General features: G+C 70.2%; 17 protein-coding genes and 1 pseudogene. 8 read left to right on the top strand and 10 right to left on the bottom strand.

Features of this window, described 5'->3' with window-relative positions:
• Positions 1–23 precede the first annotated feature (23 nt).
• From NFC98_RS04840 to NFC98_RS04825, 4 genes and pseudogenes are all read left to right on the top strand, one after another.
• The gene (locus tag NFC98_RS04840; protein WP_254277008.1) at positions 24–500 is read left to right on the top strand and encodes a peroxiredoxin; all 477 of its coding nucleotides are present in this window, start codon (positions 24–26) and stop codon (positions 498–500) included.
• A gap of 17 nt (positions 501–517) precedes the next feature.
• Positions 518–792 (top strand): annotated as a pseudogene (locus tag NFC98_RS04835) (hypothetical protein).
• Positions 793–847: 55 nt separating this feature from the next.
• Complete coding sequence (locus NFC98_RS04830; protein ID WP_254277007.1) at positions 848–1,912, top strand: NAD(P)-dependent alcohol dehydrogenase; 1,065 nt, start codon at positions 848–850, stop codon at positions 1,910–1,912.
• Positions 1,913–2,148: 236 nt separating this feature from the next.
• Positions 2,149–3,036, top strand: a complete 888-nt coding sequence (locus NFC98_RS04825; protein WP_254277006.1) for a DMT family transporter — start codon at positions 2,149–2,151, stop codon at positions 3,034–3,036.
• 32 nt (positions 3,037–3,068) lie between these two features.
• Here the strand turns inward: NFC98_RS04825 and NFC98_RS04820 are convergent, their stop codons facing one another.
• A complete protein-coding gene (locus NFC98_RS04820; protein ID WP_254277005.1) occupies positions 3,069–5,030 on the bottom strand; it encodes a sigma-54-dependent Fis family transcriptional regulator in 1,962 nt (653 codons plus the stop codon).
• 369 nt (positions 5,031–5,399) lie between these two features.
• Here NFC98_RS04820 and NFC98_RS04815 point away from each other — a divergent pair, with 369 nt between their 5' ends.
• On the top strand, positions 5,400–7,196 hold the full coding sequence (locus NFC98_RS04815) for an NAD(P)/FAD-dependent oxidoreductase (protein ID WP_254277004.1): 1,797 nt from the start codon (positions 5,400–5,402) through the stop codon (positions 7,194–7,196).
• A gap of 90 nt (positions 7,197–7,286) precedes the next feature.
• Here NFC98_RS04815 and NFC98_RS04810 read toward each other — a convergent pair whose 3' ends face one another.
• The 7 genes from NFC98_RS04810 to NFC98_RS04780 all read right to left on the bottom strand — a co-directional run bounded on the left by NFC98_RS04810 (position 7,287) and on the right by NFC98_RS04780 (position 15,945).
• Positions 7,287–8,060, bottom strand: a complete 774-nt coding sequence (locus NFC98_RS04810; protein WP_254277003.1) for an enoyl-CoA hydratase-related protein — start codon at positions 8,058–8,060, stop codon at positions 7,287–7,289.
• Between the two features lie 105 nt (positions 8,061–8,165).
• A complete protein-coding gene (locus tag NFC98_RS04805; protein ID WP_254277002.1) occupies positions 8,166–9,146 on the bottom strand; it encodes an MDR family oxidoreductase in 981 nt (326 codons plus the stop codon).
• A 35-nt stretch (positions 9,147–9,181) separates the two neighbouring features.
• Positions 9,182–10,030 (bottom strand): 3-hydroxybutyryl-CoA dehydrogenase, encoded by an 849-nt coding sequence (locus NFC98_RS04800; RefSeq protein ID WP_254277001.1) that lies wholly within the window; start codon positions 10,028–10,030, stop codon positions 9,182–9,184.
• Positions 10,031–10,063: 33 nt separating this feature from the next.
• Entirely contained in the window at positions 10,064–11,695 is a 1,632-nt protein-coding gene (locus NFC98_RS04795; protein ID WP_254277000.1) for an acyl-CoA synthetase, read from the bottom strand.
• Positions 11,696–11,766: 71 nt separating this feature from the next.
• Positions 11,767–13,560 carry an acyl-CoA dehydrogenase gene (locus NFC98_RS04790; protein WP_254276999.1) on the bottom strand — a complete coding sequence of 598 codons (1,794 nt, stop codon included), beginning with the start codon at positions 13,558–13,560 and terminating at the stop codon, positions 11,767–11,769.
• A gap of 99 nt (positions 13,561–13,659) precedes the next feature.
• Entirely contained in the window at positions 13,660–15,075 is a 1,416-nt protein-coding gene (locus tag NFC98_RS04785) for an MFS transporter (protein WP_254276998.1), read from the bottom strand.
• 234 nt (positions 15,076–15,309) lie between these two features.
• A complete protein-coding gene (locus NFC98_RS04780) occupies positions 15,310–15,945 on the bottom strand; it encodes a class I SAM-dependent methyltransferase (RefSeq protein WP_254276997.1) in 636 nt (211 codons plus the stop codon).
• A gap of 43 nt (positions 15,946–15,988) precedes the next feature.
• Between NFC98_RS04780 and NFC98_RS04775 the strand changes: the two genes are divergently transcribed.
• The 3 genes from NFC98_RS04775 (at position 15,989) to NFC98_RS04765 (ending at position 17,792) form a co-directional block, all read left to right on the top strand.
• Positions 15,989–16,399, top strand: coding sequence for a VOC family protein (locus NFC98_RS04775; protein WP_254276996.1), 411 nt, complete (start codon positions 15,989–15,991; stop codon positions 16,397–16,399).
• A 76-nt stretch (positions 16,400–16,475) separates the two neighbouring features.
• The gene (locus NFC98_RS04770) at positions 16,476–16,865 is read left to right on the top strand and encodes a DUF4870 domain-containing protein (protein ID WP_254276995.1); all 390 of its coding nucleotides are present in this window, start codon (positions 16,476–16,478) and stop codon (positions 16,863–16,865) included.
• Between the two features lie 3 nt (positions 16,866–16,868).
• Positions 16,869–17,792: a lysophospholipid acyltransferase family protein gene (locus tag NFC98_RS04765; RefSeq protein WP_254276994.1), complete on the top strand. Its 924-nt coding sequence runs from the start codon at positions 16,869–16,871 to the stop codon at positions 17,790–17,792.
• A gap of 25 nt (positions 17,793–17,817) precedes the next feature.
• Here NFC98_RS04765 and NFC98_RS04760 read toward each other — a convergent pair whose 3' ends face one another.
• Together NFC98_RS04760 and NFC98_RS04755 are read right to left on the bottom strand one after the other, a co-directional pair.
• Positions 17,818–19,224 (bottom strand): mannose-1-phosphate guanylyltransferase/mannose-6-phosphate isomerase, encoded by a 1,407-nt coding sequence (locus NFC98_RS04760; RefSeq protein WP_254276993.1) that lies wholly within the window; start codon positions 19,222–19,224, stop codon positions 17,818–17,820.
• Positions 19,221–20,789, bottom strand: coding sequence for a sulfatase-like hydrolase/transferase (locus NFC98_RS04755; protein ID WP_254276992.1), 1,569 nt, complete (start codon positions 20,787–20,789; stop codon positions 19,221–19,223). The genes NFC98_RS04760 and NFC98_RS04755 overlap by 4 nt, the downstream gene beginning before the upstream one ends.
• Between the last annotated feature and the right edge of the window lie 189 nt (positions 20,790–20,978).

The following is a 20,978-nucleotide window of genomic DNA, read 5'->3' as shown; positions in this document are numbered from 1 at the left end:
TCATCGGAAGAAGGATGTGCCCCATGACGATTGCCATCGGCGACCGGTTCCCCGACGTCACCATCAAGACCAATGGCCCCGACGGCCCCGAGGACCTCAACACCGGCGAGTTCCTCGCGGGCCGCAGGGTGGCGCTGTTCGCGGTGCCCGGCGCCTTCACCCCCGGCTGCTCCAACACCCACATGCCGGGTTTCGTGGTCAACGCCGACAAGATCCACGCCAAGGGGGTCGACGCCATCGCCTGCCTCGCGGTCAACGACGCCTTCGTGATGGGCGCCTGGCAGCGCGACCAGAATGCCGAGGCCATCACCATGCTGGCCGACGGCAGCGCCGAACTGACCCGTGCCCTGGGGCTGGAGAAGGACGCCAGCGCCGCTGGCATGGGTACCCGCTGTCAGCGCTTCGCCATGATCGTCGACGACGGCGTGGTGAAATACCTGGGCATCGATACCAAGAGCGTCGAGCAGAGCAGCGCCGAGGCCCTGCTGTCTCAGCTGTAAGCCTTTTCCCCTTCCACCTGGCGATCCCGGTCCACGACCTGCCCGCGGCCTGCCCCTTATCTATGGCGAGGTGTTCGGCCACGACGTGCCAGTGCCCCACTTAGACGTGGCGCTCGGCTGGGATCCGTGGGAGGCACTGGCCGAACGGCCGCGCGAGCGCGGCGCCGAGTTCGTGATGGAACCCTAGGTGCGTTTCCAGGGTCAGGTGGGCGAGCAGGCCACCATGTTCCTGCTCGCCCCCTGCGACAACACCATGGAGTTCAAGGACATGGGCCTGCAGTTCGCCAAGTGAGGCCGAGCGTCCTGCCTTGCCTCACGAATCCGACGACCCGAGGAGAACCCCCGACATGAGCCAGACCCGCGCCTATGCGGCCTTCGCCGACGACAAGCCCCTGGCACCCTTCTCCTTCGAACGCCGCCAGCCGCGCCCTGACGACGTCGCCATCGAGATCCTCTACTGCGGCGTCTGCCATAGCGACCTGCACTTCGCCCACAACGACTGGGGCATGACTCGCTACCCCATCGTGCCTGGCCACGAGATCGTCGGCCGCGTCACCGCCGTCGGCGACGCGGTGAGCCGCTTCAAGGAGGGCGATCTGGTGGGGGTCGGCTGCATGGTCGACGCCTGCCGCGACTGCCAGCCCTGCCGCGACGGGGTCGAGCAGTACTGCGATAACGGCTTCACCATGACCTACGGCAGCGACGACCGCCACGACGGCAGCCTCACCCAGGGCGGCTACTCCGACCGCATCGTGGTCAGCGAGCACTTCGTGCTGCGCATGCCGGAAGGCATCGACCTCCCCTCCGCCGCGCCCATCCTGTGCGCCGGCATCACCACCTATTCGCCGCTGCGGCACTACGGCGTGAAGGCCGGCCACAAGGTCGGGGTGATCGGCATGGGCGGCCTCGGCCACATGGGGGTCAAGCTGGCCAAGGCACTGGGCGCCGAGGTGACGGTGTTCACCCGCTCCGAGGCCAAGGTCGAGGAGGCCCGGCGCCACGGCGCCGACCATGTGGTCGTCTCCACCGACGAGGCGCAGATGGCGGCCGTGGCCGAGACCTTCGACTTCATGCTCGACACCGTGCCGGTGCAGCACGACCTCAACCCCTACCTGGCCACGCTGCGCTACGACGGCACCCACATCCTGGTGGGCCTGATGGACCCCATCGAGCCGCCGGTGGCGGGCTTCAACCTGATCTTCAAGCGCCGCGTGCTGGCCGGCTCGCTGATCGGCGGCATCCCCGAGACCCAGGAGCTGCTCGACCTGTGCGCCGAGCAGGGCATCACCTGCGACGTGGAGATGATCGACATCCAGGAGATCAACACCGCCTTCGAGCGCATGCAGAAGGGCGACGTGCGCTACCGCTTTGTCATCGACATGCAGTCGCTGAAGAAAGGCGACGCCGCCTGAACGGCGTCCGGTGACCCTCCCCGCTCGCCGGGGAGTGAATACAGCGCGGCCGTGGCAGGCCTGCCACGGCCGCGCTGGTTCCGGATCGCCCGGCCCGCTGCCCCACTTCCCACCGCCCCACTTCCCATCGCCCCACTTCCCATCGCCCCACTTCCCATCGCACCCTTCCCATCGCCCCCGGGCCGCCGTAACCTGATCGTTTCCCCGCGAACGATGTCGCCATCCAAGGAACCGGAATGTCACCCGCCGATACCCTGCGCCTGATGCTGCTCTCCTCGCTGTGGGGCCTGTCATTCATCTTCATGCGCGTGGCGGTGCCCGAGTTCGGGCCCGTGCCGCTGATCCTGGTGCGCATGGGCATCGGCGCGCTGCTGCTGGTGCCGCTGCTGCTCAGCCTGCACTACCTGAAGCTGGTGTGGGCCAACAAGGGCGGGCTCTTCGTGCTGGGCGTGATCAACCACGTGCTGCCCTTCTCGCTGCTGGCGCTGGCCACCACACGGCTGGAGGCCGGCTTCACCTCGCTGATCAATGCCACCACGCCGATCTTCACCGCCCTGCTCGGGGCGCTGTTCTTCGCCACGCCGGTGAGGCGGGAGCAGTACCTGGGGCTGGCCCTGGCGTTCTTCGGGGTCTACGTGCTCTCGGCGGACCGGCTGGACTTCGCCCTGGGCGGCGACGGCTGGTTCATCCTCGCCGTGCTGGGGGCCACCTTCTGCTACGGGGTAGCCAGCAACTACGCCCGCATGCACCTCGCTCACCTGCCGGTGCGGGTGCTGGCGGCGGGCAGCTCGGCGATGTCGGCGCTGGTGCTGCTGGTGCCGGGGCTGCTCCTGTGGCCCGCCGAGCCGATCAGCGGCCTGGCCTGGGCCAACGGCCTGGCGCTCGCGGTGCTCAGCACCACCCTGGCCTTCCTGCTCTACTTCGGTCTGATCGCCAGCGCCGGCGCCACCGCCACCTCCACGGTGACCTTCCTGGTACCGGTCAGCGCCCTGCTGTGGGGCTACCTGCTGCTGGACGAGCGGCTGAGCCTGCAGGTCCTGGCCGGCATGGCGATCACCCTGGCCGGCACCGCCGTGGCCACCGGCCTGCTGCGCCTGAGGCGCCGCGACCTGGCGAAAGACTGACTCGGCGCCGCTGGCGGGTCGCCGGCGAGCGCTCAGCCGCCTGCCCGGTGGTTGGGCGCCACCAGCCCGTGGCGCCGCATCCGCCGGTAGACCGTGGGCCGCGAGACGCCGAGACGCCGCGCCACCAGGCTGACGTTCCAGCGCGCCTCGTCGAGCAGGTCGTGCAGGGCACGGCCATCATCGGCCACGGCGCCGTCGAACCCCACGGTCTTGATGGATGACGCCGCGAGGGTGGCCCCCTGGCACTCCTCCGGCAGGTCATGCACGGTGATCTCCTCCCCTTCCGAAGTCGCCAGGGCGAAGCTCAGGGCATTACGGAGCTGGCGGATGTTGCCCGGCCAGGCATGGCCCAGCAGCGCGCTCATGGCGTCGGCGCGCAGGAGGCGGGTCTCGTCCCGCTCCGCCAGCAGCCCCTCGTAGACGCTGCGGATCACGAAGTGCCGGTCGGCCCGCTCGCGCAGCGCCGGGAGCCGCAGCTGGGCGCCGTTCAGGCGGTAGTAGAGGTCCTCGCGGAAACGCCCCTCGGCGATCATCTGTGTCATGTCGCGATGGGTGGCGGTGATCACCCGGATGTCGACCTTCACCGGCAACTCGGCGCCCAGCGGCATCACCTCGCGCTCCGCCAGTACCCGCAGCAGGCGGCTCTGCAATGCCAGCGGCATGTCGCCGATCTCGTCGAGGAACAGGGTGCCGCCGTCGGCCTGCTGGATGAGGCCGCGCATGCCCCTGGGGCGGCCCCCGGTGAAGGCACCGGGCAGGTAGCCGAAGAGCTCGCTCTCGACCAGCGCCTCGGGAATGGCGGCGCAGTTCACCGCCACGAAGGGCTTCCCCGCCCGCCTGCCGCTGTCGTGAAGGGCGCGGGCCAGCACCTCCTTCCCGGTGCCGGTCTCGCCGGTCACCAGTACGCTCACCTCCTCGTTGCGCAGGCGGCGCGCCAGCTTGAGGACGCGGTTCATGGCCGGGTCATCGGCGGCCAGCCCGTCCAGGGCCGGCACCGCCTCCGCACAGGCGTGCGCCGTGGGTGCCGGCAGGCGTCGGTGCCTGGCCTCGACCAGGGTGACGAAACAGGTGGTGCCGCTGGCGCGGACCCGGAAGGCGCGGATCTGGTCCTCGCCGGTGGCGAGGATCCCCAGCAGATCGCCCAGGTCGCCGTCGAAGAGCTGGGGAGCCGTGGGCAGGCGCTGGGGCGACCAGGCGGGCCAGCGGGCCAGGTGCGCCTCGATCAGGGCCCGCCCGTTGCCGTTGGCGGCGATGATGCTGCCGTCCTCCTCGATGGCGATCAGCCCGCGCCCGTTGAGGTGGACGAACTCCCGGGCGGTGTCGTAGCGCAGGATCAGGCTGTCGCGGTAGCGATGCAGGAAGTAGGCATCCTCGATCATCCGGGCGTAGAGGTTGACCAGCGAGAGCCCGAAGTTCTGGCTCTCCTGAGAGCGCGGCGACTGCAGGGCGGAGATGTCCAGCACCGCGATCACCTCGCCCTGGGGGTCGGTGATCGGTGCCGCCGTGCAGGTCAGGCCGATATGGGTGGCATCGAAGTGCTCGTTCTGGTGACAGGTGATCGCCCGGGTATCGTGGATGCAGGTGCCCACCGCGCAGGTTCCCGCATAGCGCTCGTCCCAGTCGGCCCCGAGATAGAGACCGGCCTTGCGCAGGGCGCGGTCATGCTCGCGCTGGCCGCGGAAGTCCACGGTGATGCCGCGATGGTCGGTCAGCAACAGCACATAGCCCAGCCGGGCGACCTGGGCATAGAGCTGGTCCACCCCGGCACGGGCCACGTGGAGCAGTTCATCCACCGGTTCGCGGTGCTCCTGCAGCGCCTGGCGGGTCAGGACCCGTACCTCCCGGGGCTGGCCGGGGTCGAGCCGGTACTCTCCCACGCAGCGCTGCCAGGAACGGCGGATCACCTCGCGACAGCCGGCCGGGCGGGCATCCCGGCCCTCGCTGAGGCGGATCAGGGTCTCGATATGCTGGCGCTGTTCGGTACGAAGCGTCATGGCCGCCTCCCGATTGCCCCGCTTCGTCCAGGGGAGTGGCGACGGGGCCATGGATTGTTGTTGTGTGGCTGCCCTTGTGTGGCAGGCCAGCTCTCAGCCTATGCCGCATCGCGCGGGAGTCAATCGGTTCGACCTTCACCCTTGGTCGAGGCGTTACAGGTGTAACGCCAGCGCCACCCCGTACAGGTGACAGCTGTCACGTCCCGCCCCTCCCGGCGTCTGGCTCGAGCGTGGCCCCTGGCGCCCACCCGCGACAATTTCCCATGCATTTCAACAAGCTGAAAAAGACCCAGCAGCCGGCGATGCTTCTGGCACGGTTCCTGCCAGGGGAAGGGCGTGTCATCCACCAACAACAACCGGAGACTCCCGATGACGACACGCACGCCGACCCAGGACGTCCAGCAGTGGCTGGGCGACTTCGAGAGCGCCCTCGAGCAGCGCGATATCCAGCGGGTCCTGTCCCTGTTCGGCGAGGAGTGCTACTGGCGCGACCTGGTCGCCTTCACCTGGAACCTCAAGACGCTGGAGGGCCAGGACGAGATCCAGTCCATGCTCGATGCCACCCTGGCCGAGACCCGCCCCACCCGCTGGCGCATCGACGGCGAGGCCAGCGAGGCCAACGGCGTGACCGAGGCCTGGTTCACCTTCGAGACGGGGGTGGCGCGCGGCAAGGGCCTGGTACGGCTCAAGGACGGCAAGTGCTGGACCCTGCTGACCACCATGCAGGAACTCAAGGAGCACCCCGAACCGCGGGGCGACAGGCGCCCCAAGGGGGCCGAGCACGGTGCCAGCAAGTCTCGCGAGACCTGGCTGGAGGGCCGCCAGCGCGAGCAGCAGGAGCTCGGCTACACGCGCCAGCCCTACTGCGTGATCATCGGCGGCGGCCAGGGCGGCATCGCGCTCGCCGCGCGCCTGCGCCAGCTGGACGTGCCCACCATCGTGGTGGAGAAGAACCCGCGCCCCGGCGACTCCTGGCGCAACCGCTACAAGTCGCTGTGCCTGCACGACCCGGTGTGGTACGACCACCTGCCCTACATCCCCTTCCCCGAGAACTGGCCGGTGTTCGCCCCCAAGGACAAGCTCGGCGACTGGCTGGAGATGTATACCCGCGTGATGGAGCTCAACTACTGGGGCGCCACCGAGTGCGAGAGCGCCCGCTTCGACGAGGCCGCCGGTGAGTGGATCGTCGAGGTCAACCGCGACGGCGAGCGGGTCACGCTGCGGCCGCAGCAGCTGGTGCTGGCCACCGGCATGTCGGGGATGCCCAGCGTTCCCCACTTCCCGGGCGCCGAGAGCTTCGAGGGCGAGCAGCAGCACTCCAGCCAGCACCCGGGGCCGGACGCCTATCGCGGCAAGAAGGTGGTCGTGGTGGGCTCCAATAACTCCGCCCATGACATCTGCGCCGCGCTGTGGGAGAACGATGCCGACGTCACCATGCTGCAGCGCTCCTCGACGCATATCGTCAAGTCCGATTCGCTGATGGAGGTGGTGCTCGGCCCGCTCTACTCCGAGGAGGCCGTAAACAGCGGCATCACCCATGACAAGGCCGACCTGATCTTCGCCTCGATCCCCTACAAGGTGCTGCCCGACTTCCAGAGGCCAGCGTTCGACGAGATCCGCAAGCGGGACGCCGAGTTCTACCAGCGGCTGGAGGATGCCGGCTTCCTGCTGGACTTCGGCGCCGACGACTCGGGGCTGTTCCTGAAATACCTGCGCCGGGGCTCCGGCTACTACATCGACGTGGGCGCCTGCGACCTGGTCGCCAACGGCGAGATCAAGCTGCGCAGCGGCGTCGGCATCGAGCGGATCAACCCCCGCTCGGTGACCCTCACCGACGGCTCCGAGCTCCCCGCGGACCTGATCGTCTACGCCACCGGCTACGGCTCCATGAACGGCTGGGCGGCCCGCATCATCTCCCAGGAGGTGGCTGACAAGGTCGGCAAGTGCTGGGGCCTGGGCTCCGACACCCCCAAGGACCCGGGTCCCTGGGAAGGCGAGCTGCGCAACATGTGGAAACCCACCCAGCAGGAGGCGCTGTGGTTCCACGGCGGCAACCTGCACCAGTCCCGCCACTATTCCCAGTACCTGTCACTGCAGCTCAAGGCCCGCATGGAGGGCATCCCCACCCCCGTCTACGGCCGGCAGGAGGTGCACCACCTGGCCTGATCGCGCGTCGACACAGGCGATGGCAGAAACCAGCGCGGCCGTGGCACGAGTGCCACGGCCGCGCTGCGGTTCGACGTCAGGCAGGCCGAATCAGAAGTTCGGCTTGCGCTTCTCGACGAAGGCGCTCATGCCCTCGGTCTGCTCGCCGCCGGCGAAGCAGAAGGCGAACAGCGCGGTCTCCAGCGCCAGGGCGCTGTCCAGGTCCTGGTCCATGCCGTCGTGGATCGCCTGCTTGGCGGCGCGCACCGACTGGGGGCCGTTGCCGCCGAGCTGCTTGGTAAGTTCCTCGGCATAGGCCTCGAGCTCGGCCTGGGGCATCACGCGGTTGACCAGGCCGATGCGCAGGGCCTCGGTGGCATCGACCTTGCGGCCGGTGGTGCACAGGTCCAGCGCCATGGCCGGGCCGACCCGGCGCGGCAGGCGCTGGGTGCCGCCGAAGCCGGGAATGACGCCCAGCAGCACCTCGGGCTGGCCGAAGATGGCGTTGTCGCTGGCCACCGCCCAGTCGCAGGCCAGGGCCAGCTCGCAGCCGCCGCCCAGGCAGAAGCCGTTGACCAAGGCCACGGTAGGCACCGGCAGGGTCTCCAGGCGCTTGAAGGTGGCCAGCGCCTGGCGAGCGAAGTCGCGGGCCTCCTCAGGGGTCTTGCCGCGCATCTCGGCGATGTCGGCGCCGGCGACGAAGGACTTCTCGCCGGCGCCGGTGATCAGCACGGCGCGCAGGTCGTCGCGGGCCTCGAGGTCGGACAGCACGCGCTCCAGCTCGGCCAGCACGTCGCTGTTAAGGGCATTCAGCGCCTTGGGGCGGCTGATGGTCAGGCGCACGACGCCGGCGTTGTCGACGACGTCGATCAGGTTCTCGCTCATGGTGAGGCTCCTTGGCTTGTTGTTCGAAAGTAGGACCGCCCAACCCTAGCGAACGCTAGGTTGGGCGGCAATCCCCTCTTTTGTCGGGCCCGGCTCACACCAGACTCACACCATGCTGACGACGACCCGGCCGCGCACGCGTCCCGCGAGCAGCTCGTCGGCCGTGGCGATGGCCTCCTCGAGGCCGATGGTCCGGGTGATGGCGTCCAGCTGGGCGGGGTCGAGCAGCTCGCCCAGCCGGCGCCACGCCTCGAGCCGCGCCGGGCGGGGCTTCATGACGCTGTCGATACCGGCCAGGGTGACGCCGCGCAGGATAAAGGGCGCGACGCTGGAGGGCAGGTCCATGCCCTGGGCGAGCCCACAGGCCGCCACGGTGCCGCCATAGCGGGTCGCCGCCAGCACGTTGGCCAGGGTGTGGCTGCCCACCGAGTCGATGGCGCCGGCCCAGCGCTCCTTGGCCAGCGGCCGGCCCGGCTCCGACAGCTCACCGCGATCGATGATCTCCCTGGCCCCAAGCTCGCGCAGATAGGCCTCCTCCTCGGGGCGCCCCGTGGCGGCGATGACCCGATAGCCCAGCCGCGACAGCAGCGCGATGGCATAGCTGCCCACGCCGCCGTTGGCACCGGTCACCAGTACGTCCCCCTGGTCCGGCAGGACCCCCTGGCGCTCCAGTGCCATCACGGCGAGCATCGCCGTGTAGCCGGCGGTCCCGATGGCCATGGCCTGGCGGGCGGTGAAGGCCGCGGGAAGCGGAATCAGCCAATCGCCCTTGAGGCGAGCCTTCTCGGCCAGCCCGCCCCAGTGGGTCTCCCCCACGCCCCAGCCGTTCAGCAGGACGCTGTCACCCGGCTGGAACTCGTCCGAGCTCGAGGCCTCCACCGTGCCCGCCAGGTCGATCCCCGGCACCATGGGAAACTGCCTGACCACCGGCCCCTTGCCGGTGATGGCCAGGGCATCCTTGTAGTTGAGGGTGCTGCACTCGACGCGCACGGTGACGTCGCCTTCCGGCAGCCGGGACTCCTCCAGCGACTGGAGGCCGACCCGCTGCTCGCCGTCCTGCTTCTCGATCACTATGGCCTTGAACATGGCTCACCTCGCGATGGTCATCTCGGTGGATCTGGCTATTCGTAGACGTGGAAGCCGCGCCCCGATTTCCGGCCCAGATAGCCGGCGGCCACCATGCGGCGGAGCAGCGGGCAGGGACGATACTTCGGGTCGCCGAAGCCCTCCTGCAGCACCTCCATGATGGAGAGGCAGACGTCCAGGCCGATCAGGTCGGCCAGGGCCAGCGGGCCCAGGGGGTGGGCGGCGCCCAGTTTCATGGCTTCGTCGATGTCCTCGGCGCTGGCCACGCCCTCCTGCAGCAGGAAGGCCGCCTCGTTGATCATCGGTACCAGCAGGCGGTTGACCGCGAAGCCCGGGGAGTCGGCGATGGCCACGGCGGTCTTGCCCAGCGCCTCGGTGAGCGCCTCGATGCGCGCCACGGTGGCGTCACTGGTCTGCTCGGCGCGGATCACCTCGACGAGCTTGAGCACCGGCACCGGGTTGAAGAAGTGCATGCCCACCACCCGCTCCGGACGCTCGCACACCGCGGCGAGCCGGGTCAGCGACAGCGACGAGGTGTTGGAGGCCAGTATCGCGTCGTGGGTCAGGCGGCTCAGGTCGCGGAACAGCTTCTCCTTGAGCGCCGGCTGCTCGGGGGCGGCCTCGATGATCACCTCGCAGTCGCGCAAGGCGTCCAGCGCGGTGGAGGTGGCCAGGCGCGCCATGGCGGCGTCCTTGTCGGCTGCCGAGAGCTTCTCCTTGGCTACCAGCTTGCCCAGGCCCTTGTCGATGGCGCCCCGGGCGCGCTCCAGCTGGGCGTCGGCCACGTCATAGAGCTGCACGGAAAAGCCGTTCTGCACCAGCACCTGGGCGATGCCCTGCCCCATGGTGCCGGCGCCGACGACGCCGATCGGTTGCTCACTCATTGCACTCTCTCCTTGGTTTTATGGGCCGGGCAATTACTGCTTGCGCGCTTCTTCGCGCAGCACGAACTTCTGGATCTTGCCGGTGGAGGTCTTGGGCAGCTCGGTGAAGATCACCGTCTTCGGCGCCTTGAAGTGCGCCAGGCGCTCGCGGCAGTGATCGATGATCTCCTGCTCGGTCACCTCGCCGTAGCCCACCTTGAGCTTGACGAAGGCGCAGGGAGTCTCGCCCCACTTCTCGTCGGGCCTGGCCACCACCGCGGCCTCCTCCACCGCCGGGTGCGAGTAGATGGCGTCCTCCACCTCGATGGTGGAGATGTTCTCGCCGCCGGAGATGATGATGTCCTTGGAGCGGTCCTTGATCTCGATGTAGCCGTCGGCATGCCAGACGGCGAGGTCGCCGGTATGGTACCAGCCGCCCTCCAGGGCCTGCTCGGTGGCCGCCTCGTTCTTCAGGTAGCCCTTCATCACGTTGTTGCCGCGCATCAGGATCTCGCCGATGGTCTCGCCATCCTTGGGCACCGGCTCCAGGGTGTTGGGGTCGGCCACGCAGAGCGCCTCGAGCATGTGGTAGCGCACCCCCTGGCGGGACTTGAGCTTGGCCCGCTCCTCCATGGGCAGCTCGTTCCAGGCCTCGCGCCAGGCACAGGAGGTCACCGGGCCGTAGACCTCGGTGAGGCCGTAGACGTGGGTCACGTCGATGCCGAGGTTCTCCACGCCGGCGATCACCGAGGCGGGCGGCGCCGCGCCGGCGGTGGTGACCTTCACCGGGTGGTCGAAGACGCGCTTCTGGTCGTCCGGCAGGTTGACCAGGCCGTTGAGCACGATGGGCGCGCCGCTGAAGTGGGTCACTCCCTCGTCGGCGATCAGGTCCATCACCTTCTTCGGCTCGACCTTGCGCAGGCAGACGCTGGTGCCGGCGGCGGCGGCGAGGGTCCAGGGGAAGCACCAGCCGTTGCAGTGGAACATCGGCAGGGTCCAGAGGTAGACCGGGTGGTGGGGCATCGCCCACACCAGGATATTGCTGGTGGCGTTCAGGTAGGCGCCGCGGTGGTGGTAGACCACCCCCTTGGGCTTGCCGGTGGTGCCGGAGGTGTAGTTGAGCGAGATCGCCTGCCACTCGTCCTCGGGCAGCCGGTAGGGGTGGGCCGGGTCGCCCTCGGCCAGCAGCGCCTCGTACTCCACCTCGCCGATGGACCGGCCCTCGGCCAGGAACTGCGCATCCGCCACGTCGATGATCAGCGGCTTCTCGTCGAGCTTGGCCACCGCCTCCTCGATCACGTCGGCGAACTCCGGGTCGACCAGGATCGCCCTGGCCTCGCCGTGCTCGAGCATGTAGGCGATCGCCTCGGCGTCCAGGCGGATGTTCAGGGTATTGAGCACGCAGCCGGCCAGGGGCACGCCGAAGTGGGCCTCGAACATCGCCGGCACGTTGGGCAGCATCGCCGCCACCGCCTGGCCGGGCTTGACGCCGCGCTTCGACAGCGCCGATGCGAGCCGCCGGCAGCGCTCCCAGGTGGTGCCCCAGTCGCGACGGATCTCGCCGTAGACCACCGCCGGGTAGTCCGGGTAGACCGAGGCGGTGCGCTCGATGAAGGTCAGCGGCGACAGCGCCACGTGGTTGGCCGGCGTCTGCGGCAGGCCCTGTTCGAAGATGCTCTGGCTCATGATTGGCTCCGTGGAGGTGTGTCCGGGAAGCACGCCGCCGGCGCGGGGCCGGCGGCGAAAGGAAGGCGGAACTACTGGGCGGCGGCGTCGAAGGCGGCGAGGCTCGCCATGCCGGCCTCGATCACCGCGCGCTGGGCGCGGCCCACCGGCAGCCACTGACGGATAGCGTAGTCGGCGCTCTGCTGCTTGGCCCGATAGAACGGCTCGTCACGGCCGCTGGCGATGGCCGCGCTGGCCTTGAGGGCCGCCTCGCCCATCTGCCAGGCGCACAGCACGTGGCCGGCCAGGTTGAGGAAGGGAGTGGCGTAGGCCTGGACGGCATCGGCGCCCTGCTCGGGGTCGGCGCCCGCCTCCAGCACCGCGGCCATGGCGGCGCGCAGGTCGGCGGCGCCCGCGGCCAGACTCTCGCCGAGGGCGGCATGGTCGGCGTTCGCCGCGAGGGCCGCTGCGGTGGCTTCCACCCGGTCGATCAGGCCCTCGAGGGCCGCGCCGCCGTCGCGCTGCAGCTTGCGCCCGGCCAGGTCCAGCGCCTGGATGCCGTTGGTGCCCTCGTAGATGGGGGCGATGCGCGCATCGCGCAGCAGCTGGGCGGCGCCGGTCTCCTCGATGAAGCCCATGCCGCCGTGCACCTGGATGCCCAGCGAGGCGACCTCCACGGCCTGATCGGTGGAGAAGCTCTTGACCACCGGGATCAGCACATCGACCCGCGCCTGGGCGGCGACGCGCTCGCCCTCGTCGGCGGCGTGGCGAGCCAGGTCGAGCTGGGCGGCGCAGTAGAGGGCCAGGGCACGCAGCGCGTCGGTGCGGGCCCGCATGGAGAGCAGCATGCGGCGCACGTCCAGGTGGTCGCTGATGGTGCAGTCGTTGCGGCCGGATCGCGGGCTGCGCCCCTGGGTACGGTCCAGGGCGTAGGCGAAGGCGTGCTGGCAGGCGCGCTCCGCCACCCCGATGCCCTGGATCCCCACCTTGTGGCGGGCCTCGTTCATCATGGTGAACATGTGGTTGAGACCGCGCCCCTCCTCGCCCACCAGGTAGCCGACGGCGCCCTCCCCCTCGCCGAAGCTCAGGGTGCAGGTGGGGGAGCCGTGGATGCCCAGCTTGTGCTCGATGGAGGCGCAGGTGACGTCGTTGCGCTCGCCCAGGCTGCCGTCGACGTTGACCAGGAACTTGGGCACCAGGAACAGCGAGATGCCCTTGTTGCCCTCGGGGGCATCGGGCTTTCGCGCCAGCACCAGGTGGATGATGTTCTCGGCGGCGTCGTGCTCGCCCCAGGTGATGTAGATCTTCTGGCCGAACAGCCGGTAGCTGCCGTCCTCCTGGGGCACGGCGCGGGTGCGCACCTTGGAGAGGTCCGAGCCGGCCTGGGGCTCGGTGAGGTTCATGGTGCCGGTCCAGGTGCCCTCGACCAGCTTCGGCAGGTAGGTGGCCTGCTGTTCGTCGCTGCCGTGGTGGGCCAGGGCCTCGATGGCCCCGGCGGTGAGCATGGGACAGAGGCCGAGTGCCATGTTGGCGCCGTGGAGCATCTCCTGCACCGAGCTTGCCACCACCTCGGGCAGGCCCTGGCCGCCCAGCGCCTCGGAGACACCGATGCCGTTCCAGCCGCCCTCGGCGTAGGCGCGGTAGGCGTCGGCGAACCCCTCCGGGACGGTCACGCCACAGTCGTCGCGCCGGGTGCAGCCCTGACGGTCGCCGCTGGCGTTGAGCGGCGCCCACACCTCGCCGGCCAGCCTCGCGGCCTCTTCCAGCACCGCCTCCACCAGGTCGGGGCTGGCCTCCTCGAAGCCGGGCAGCGAGAGCGAGCCGTGCTCGAGCAGCTCCTCCAGCACGAAGCGGAGGTCACGGACGGGAGCGACAAAGGGGGTCATGGAAGCACCTCTGGGGAAAATGATAACGGCGATAGTAGATTCACTACTTTTCGCCGGCCATTATCCCAAGGTCTTACCCCTGGTCCCGCCGTCCCGGCCTCAGCCCCGGGCGGGCAGCGGCTCGATGCCGGGCAGCTCCTCCTGGGCGGGCGCCTCGGCCGCCTCGGGCTCGTCGAAGTAGGCGATATGCGCCTCGTCGGGGGGCGGCGGGCCGACCAGCGGCTCGGCCACCTCCACCTCGGGCACCGCCCCGGAGAGGTCCTCCATGTGCTCGTGCTCCATGGCCCCCTGCACCAGCTCCTCGGTCACCGCCAGCTCGGCGCCCACCGAGGACATCGGGGTGGAGGGCGAGAACGGCGCCACCGGCACCGGCGCCGGGCGCACGCTGCGCCGCCAGCCGAAGAAGGCCACCAGGAACAGGCCCATGGCGCCGAAGGCCCAGAACAGGCCGGCATCGCCCAGCGCCCCCATCACCGGCGAAACCAGCGGCGGGCTCAGCGCCGAGCCGATGGCATTGATCAGCAGCAGGCCCTGACTCATGCGCACCAGGGCTCCGGCCGGGGCACGGTCGGCGGCGTGGCCCACCGCCACCGGATAGAGCGAGAAGACCCCGCCGCCCAGCAGGAACAGCAGGCCGGCCAGGATCCACAGGTTCATCGGCAGCCACAGCACCGCCGCCGAGATCAGCGTGCAGAAGGCGCCGATGGCGATCAGCACCAGCTGCCGGTCGTGGCGGTCGGACCAGCGGCCCACCGGGTACTGCAGCAGCATGGCCCCCAGCACCACCACCGCCATCATCTGGCCGATCCGGTCCACCGGCAGGCCGATGCGCTGCAGGTAGAGCGGCAGCAGGGTGTAGACCGCCGCAACCGCCACTCCCGAGCCGAAGCTGCCCATCACCCCGGTGGGAGTCAGGGTGATCAGGCGTAGCGGCGAGAGCGGTTCGGCCTTCTCGATCAGCGGCGAGACCCGCGGGATCATCGCCATGGGCAGCACCGAGAGCGAAGCCAGCATGGCGATCACCATGAAGGAGGCCGCTCCGCCCAGGGCCTCGGTGACGCCCAGCAGCAGCTGGCCCAGCACCCCGGCGGCATAGAGCGAGATCATGTAGAGCGCCAGCAGGCGACCGCGTACCTTCTGCTCGCCGGCGGTGAGCAGCCAGCTCTCGATCACCAGGTAGACCCCCACCGTGGCCCAGCCGCCGATCAGGCGCAGCACGAACCAGGCCCAGGGATGCTCCACCAGCCCCTGCAGCAGCACGGTGACCGCCACCAGCGAGGCGAAGCTGCCGTAGGCGCGGATATGGCCGATGCGCAGCAGCAGGCGGTCGTTGAGCATGGCGCCCAGCGCCAGGCCGATGAAGTAGGCCGAGGAGACCCAGCCGATCACCACCGCCGACTGGCCGGCGGCGTCCAGGCGCAGGGTGATCACCGTGGCCAGAAAGCCGTTGCCGATGCCGAGGATAAAGAGCCCCAGCAGGGGAGCCAGGGCCATGGCCAGCAGTTGCCGCGACATGAAGAGCCTCACAGCGAAGGGGGAAAACGGGAAGGGTGGCAGAAAGTGCCCCGTCTCGCCCGCCCGGAGGGGCGACGACGGCGCAGGAGCGCTTCCGAAGCGCGCGAATCATACGCTCGGCTGGCGGCGAGTCAATCGCTTTCCTGCCCTGCCGGCGACACGGCAGGATTTTCCTCGGCCATGGCCCAAAAATTTGGCAATAACCTCCGGAATTCGCCTCGCCCGCCTCGCGGCTCAGGCCTTGCGCAGCAGCGCCACGTCGGCGGCGGGAAACTCGACGCTCATGCCCCGCTCATCGGCCAGCCACCGGAAGGTCGCCTCGCTGAAGAAGGCCACGTGGGTGGGATCGAGGATGTAGTGCCAGCGCGCGAACGCCTCGCGATCGGTGACCCGCTTGGTCATCACCCCCAGCCAGCCCCCGGGACGCAGCCGGTCGACCAGGCGCGCCAGCTCCTCCCCCGGCGCGAAGAGGTGCTCGACCACCTCGGTGGCGGTGATGAAGTCGTAGGTATGTTCGAACACCCGGGAGTCGGGGGCGTAGAAGGGGTCGTAGATCGCCATGGGGTGCCCCGCCTCCTCGAACATCACCGAGAGGGTCGGCCCGGGGCCGGCTCCGAAGTCGAGCCCCCGGGCGCCGGGGGCGAGCCGCTCGCGCAGCGGGTCGAAGAGCCGCGACAGGAAGCGGCGGTAGCCCGGGTCGTCCGGGGAGTTCTCGTGCTGGTCGTAGACCGCCCGCTCCTCTTCCGGGCCGAGCCGGAAGGCCGGCGGCACGAACACCAGCGCGCAGCGCCGGCAGCGGTGGTACTCACGCCGCGCATCGCGATGGATGAAGGCCGTGTCGGCAGATGCGCATAGCGGGCAGGTCAGCATCGTCGTATCCTCTGTGCCAGAACAATCCCCCAAGGAGAACCGAATGCTGTCAGGTCTGGATCACCTGGTCATCACCGTGACCGACATTTCCCGCGCCGTGGACTTCTACTCCCGGGTGCTGGGACTGGAGGTGCGCTATCGCGACCGCGAGCGCGTCGACCTGATCCTCGGCGACCTGGCCCTGCGCCTGCACTGGACCGCCACCGACATCGAACCGCGGGCGGCGACCCCGACCCCGGGCAGCATCGATATCTGCCTGCGCAGCCTGCTGCCGCTGGACGAGGTGGCCCGCCACCTGGCGGCGCTGGAGGTGGAGGTGGAGCTCGGGCCGGTCCCCCGCCAGGGCGCCACCGGCATGCTGGAGTCGCTCTACCTGCGCGACCCGGACGGCAACCTGATCGAGATCAGCCGCCCCCAGCGCCCGGAGAGTCCGACGGAAGACGCTGCCGACTGAGCCCGCCGCCGGTGGCATTGTGGCCGGCGGCCGGTATCATGGGCGCCTGACACTCGCCCAGCCTCAGGGACGACCCATGAACGACGACTTTCGCCATGACGGGGTCCAGAACGACAACGTCATCATCGAACCACGCAAGCCCCCGGACACCACCATGCCCATGGTGGTCTACGCGCTCTACCTGGCCAGCTTCGTGGTGGGCTTCACCTCGGTGATCGGCGTGGTGATCGCCTACGTCTACCGCGGCAAGGGGCCCGCGTGGCTCGACGAGCACTACCGCTACCAGATCCGCACCTTCTGGATCGGCCTGCTCTACGCCACCGTCGCCTCGATCCTGGTGCTGGTGGCCATCGGCATCCCCCTGCTCATCGCCCTGGCGGTGTGGCTGATCGTGCGCTGCGTCAAGGGCTTTCGCGGCCTGCAGGAGAAGCGCGCGCCGGACAACGTGGACACCTGGCTGTTCTGACCCATGGCCGATACCCGTTCGACATCCCTGCAGGCCCGCGCCATCGGAACGCTGTGGAAGGCCCTGGCCGGCCGACGGCTGGGCACCCTGTGGCGCCTCTCGCGCCTGGCCGGCCCGCTGGTGCACCGCTTCAGCCGGCGCGAGCGCGAGGTCACCGAGATCAACCTGGCCGAGGTCTACCCGGCGCGCAGCGCCGCCGAGCGGCGCCGCCTGGCGCGTGAGAGCCTGACCCACTCCTCCGCCACCATGCTGGAGCTCGGCTTCGCCTGGATGGGCGCCCCCGAACGGGTCGAGGCGTCGATCCTCGAGGTGCACGGGCGTGAACTGCTCGACGAGGCCCGCGCCGAGGGGCGCGGGGTGATCGTGCTGGCGCCGCACTTCGGCAACTGGGAGGTGCTCAACTTCTGGCTCTCCGGCCACTTCCCCTTCACCGCCATGTACGAGCCGCCCAAGATCACCGCGCTCGACCCGGTGATCCGCCAGGGTCGCGAGCGCATGGGGGCGAGCCTGGTGCCCACCAACCCCCGGGGCGTCGCCGCCCTGCTCAAGGCGCTCAAGCGCTGCGAGGCGATCGGCATCCTGCCCGACCAGGAGCCGGACTGGGGCAGCGGCGTCTTCGCCCCCTTCTTCGACCGCCCCGCCTACACCGCCACCCTGCTGCCCAAGCTGGTGGCGCGCACCGAGGCGCGGGTGGTCACCGGGGTCGCCCGGCGCATCCCCGGGCGCGGCTTCGAGCTCCACTTCCTGGCCGCCGACGAACGCGTCTACTCCCCGGACGAGGCCGAATCCGCCACCGGCGTCAACGCCTGCGTCGAGGCCGCCATCGCCCTGGACCCGGCGCAGTACCAGTGGGAGTACAAGCGCTACCGCAAGGTGGTCGAGGAGCAGGAAGGCGTGCCCAACCACCAGGCGTTCCGGCTCTACTGAGGTTCTGGCCCATCACTCCCGCCCGTCACTCCCGCCCGTAGCGGTCATCCAGGCGCACGATGTCGTCCTCGCCCAGGTAGCTGCCGGACTGCACCTCGATCAGCTCCAGGGGAATCAGCCCGGGATTCTCCAGGCAGTGCACCCGCCCTACGGGAATGAAGGTCGACTCGTTCTCCCCCACCAGGAAGGTCTCGTCGTCCAGGGTCACCCGGGCGGTGCCGCTGACCACGATCCAGTGCTCGGCGCGATGGTGGTGTAGCTGCCGCGACAGCCGGGCACCGGGCTTCACCGTGATGTGCTTGACCTGGTGGCGCTCGCCGGCGTCTACCGTCTCGTAGTGCCCCCAGGGGCGGAAGACCGTGGGGGTCTGGCGGGTCTCCGGACGGCCGCCGGCCTCGAGGCGGTCGACCAGGCCGCGCAGGGCCTGGCTGCTGGCGCGGTCGGCCACCAGCACCGCGTCACGGGTCTCGACCACCACCAGGTCCTCCACCCCCAGGGTCGCCACCAGCCGCGACTCGGCATGCACCAGCAGCCCCCGGCTCGCCTCGCAGACCACGTCGCCGCGAAGGGCGTTGCCGTCGCTGTCGTGGGGCAGTACCTCCCACAGCGCCTGCCAGGAGCCGATATCGCTCCAGCCCGCGTCGAGCGCCACCATGGCCGCCCGGTCGGTGCGCTCCATCACCGCCACGTCGATGGAGTCCGGCGGGCAGGCCAGGAAGGCCGCCTCGGCGGGGCGCAGGAAGTCCAGGTCGGTCACGGCCCCGGCCAGGGCCTCGCGGCAGGCCGCGAGGATCATTGGGGCGTGGGTGGCCAGGGCGTCCAGGGCATCCGCCGGACGCATCACGAAGATGCCGCTGTTCCAGTAGTGGTCGCCCGCGGCCAGGAAGGCCTCGGCCCGCTCGGCCGCGGGCTTCTCGACAAAGCGCGCCACCACGAAGCCCTCGGCCCCCAGGGGATCGCCGGCCTGGAGGTAGCCGAACCCCGTCTCGGCGCGGGTCGGCACCACGCCGAAGGTGACCAGCCGCCCCCGTTCGGCGAGGCGGGCGGCGCTCGCCACCGCCTCGCGGAAGGCGCCCTCGTCGCCCAGGTGGTGATCCGAGGGCAGCACCAGCAGCGGCCCCTCGCGCCCCTCGCCATGGGCCAGCAGGGCCGCCAGGGCGATGGCCGGGGCGGTACCGCGCCCCTCGGGCTCGAGCAGCAGGGTCGCGTCCTCCACGCCGGCCCGGCGCAGCTGCTCGGCCGCCAGGAAGCGATGCGCCTCGTGGCAGATGACGATGGGCGGTGCCAGCGGCAGGCCATCGAGCCGGGAGAGGGTCCGGGCCAGCAGGCTGCGGTCCTCCTCCAGGGAGAGGAACTGCTTGGGGCGCGTCCGGCGCGACAGCGGCCAGAGCCGCACGCCGTTGCCGCCGGCCAGGATCACGGGGGTCATCATGGGCCAAAGTCCTCGTGCAGCCAGTTGCGCAGGGCGTCCAGGGCGGCGGACGCCTCGTCGGAGGCGGGACGCATGCCGGCCACAAAGCCCCGGGCCAGGAAGGGCGCGAGCAGCGCGGCGTCGCCGCTGATCACGTGCACCGGCACGCCGAAACCGGCCTCCTCGCCGATGATCAGCGGTGCGGCCGGGTGGTCGCCCAGCAGGATCAGCAGGGTGTCGTCGTCGACGAACGCCTCGGCCCAGCGGGCGCTGGCCTCCAAAGCGTAGTCGAGGGAGCGGGCGTAGTGATCGCGCACCCGCGCCATGTCCTGCCAGAGCACGTCGGGGGGCTCGCCGGCGTCCGCCCACCGATGGAAGACGCTGCCGTCCCCCACCGCGTCCCAGTCGTCGAGCACCGGCAGGATCGGGGTCCAGGGGGCATGGCTCGAGATCAGGGCGATCTGGGCGAACAGCGGCGCCTCCCGGGGCTGGCGGATGCGCTGCTCGAAGTGGTGCAGGGTGAACTGGTCGGGCATGGTGACCCAGTTGAGAGGCGGCCCGGCGTAGTCGATGTCGGCGGCGGCGTGGATCTCGTCGAAGCCGTAGGCCTCGCCCTCGGGCCAGGCCAGGGTGATGGCGGGCATCACCGTCAGGGTGCGATGGCCGGTGGCGCGGAAGTCATCCACCAGGGTCGGCCTCTCGCTGGCCAGCATCAGGCGGTACCAGAGCGCATTGTCGATCTCCAGGCCCCCCAGGGCGCTGGCGTGGGCGAGCCAGGACTGGCCGCCGCGGATCGGCGCCTCCAGCACCCCCGTGGCCACCGACAGCCCGGCGGTCGCCAGGCGTTCGGCCATCTCGTCGAGCCGCGGCGCCACCACCTCGGCGAAGGGGGCATCGAACACCGCCGAGGCCCCGTAGGATTCCACGAAGACCAGCAGCACGTCGCGCCCGGCGAGCCCCGGCAGCGCGGTGGCCCGGGTGGGTGCCGCCGCCATGCGCGCCGAGAAGTCGCGATGGGCGCGATGGGTCTCGACCAGCTGTTCGCCCTGGAAGCGCAGGGTGTCCATGGCCGGCGCCCGGGCCACGGGCAGCCAGCGCTGGTGGTGCCACTGGGCCGCCATCAGGGCGGTGCTGGCCACCAGCAGCAGGGCGGCCACCGGCACCGCCGCAGCGCCGGTGGCCTGCCGCTGGCCGTCCCGAAATCCCCGGTTGAGCACCCAGCCGATCAGGCCCACCAGCAGCAGGGCCGCCAGGGAGACGACCCAGGCCAGCCAGGTCCCCAGGTTGCCCTCCAGCAGGTGGAAGACCGAGCGCAGCAGCGGCAGGTCCAGATAGAGGTTCAGCGAGCGCCCGAAGGCCAGGTGAGTGGCCGCATCGCCCAGGCCGGCGAGCACCGCCACCAGCACGGTGACGGTCAGCAGCGGGCGCAGCCAGGGAAGCCGACCGGCCGGCAGCACCACCAGCAGGGCCGTAAGCAGCACCGCCTCCAGGGCGACCCAGCGGGTGGCGATCTCCCCGAAGCGCAGCCACAGGGGCAGCAGCAGCAGCAGGTTGAGCAGGACGGCAAGGCCCAGCAGTCGCAGCATCGCGGGGAGATCCTCGGGTTCGGAAGGCTCGTGAGCCAGGCTTGTGCCGCCGAGGCGGACGTGTCGGGCCACCCTGACAGCGTAGCCCAGGGAAAACTATGTACATACCAACCCATATGTACAAGACTTGTATCACAAGGACCCTTGCCAGCCGCGCGTGCAGAATCGACCGTCCGAGACGACACTGTT

This window comes from Halomonas sp. 3H (assembly GCF_024206005.1).
Classification (GTDB): domain Bacteria; phylum Pseudomonadota; class Gammaproteobacteria; order Pseudomonadales; family Halomonadaceae; genus Halomonas; species Halomonas campaniensis.
Note: the sequence above shows the minus strand (reverse complement) of the source record. Positions and strands in the feature narration are given on the sequence as shown.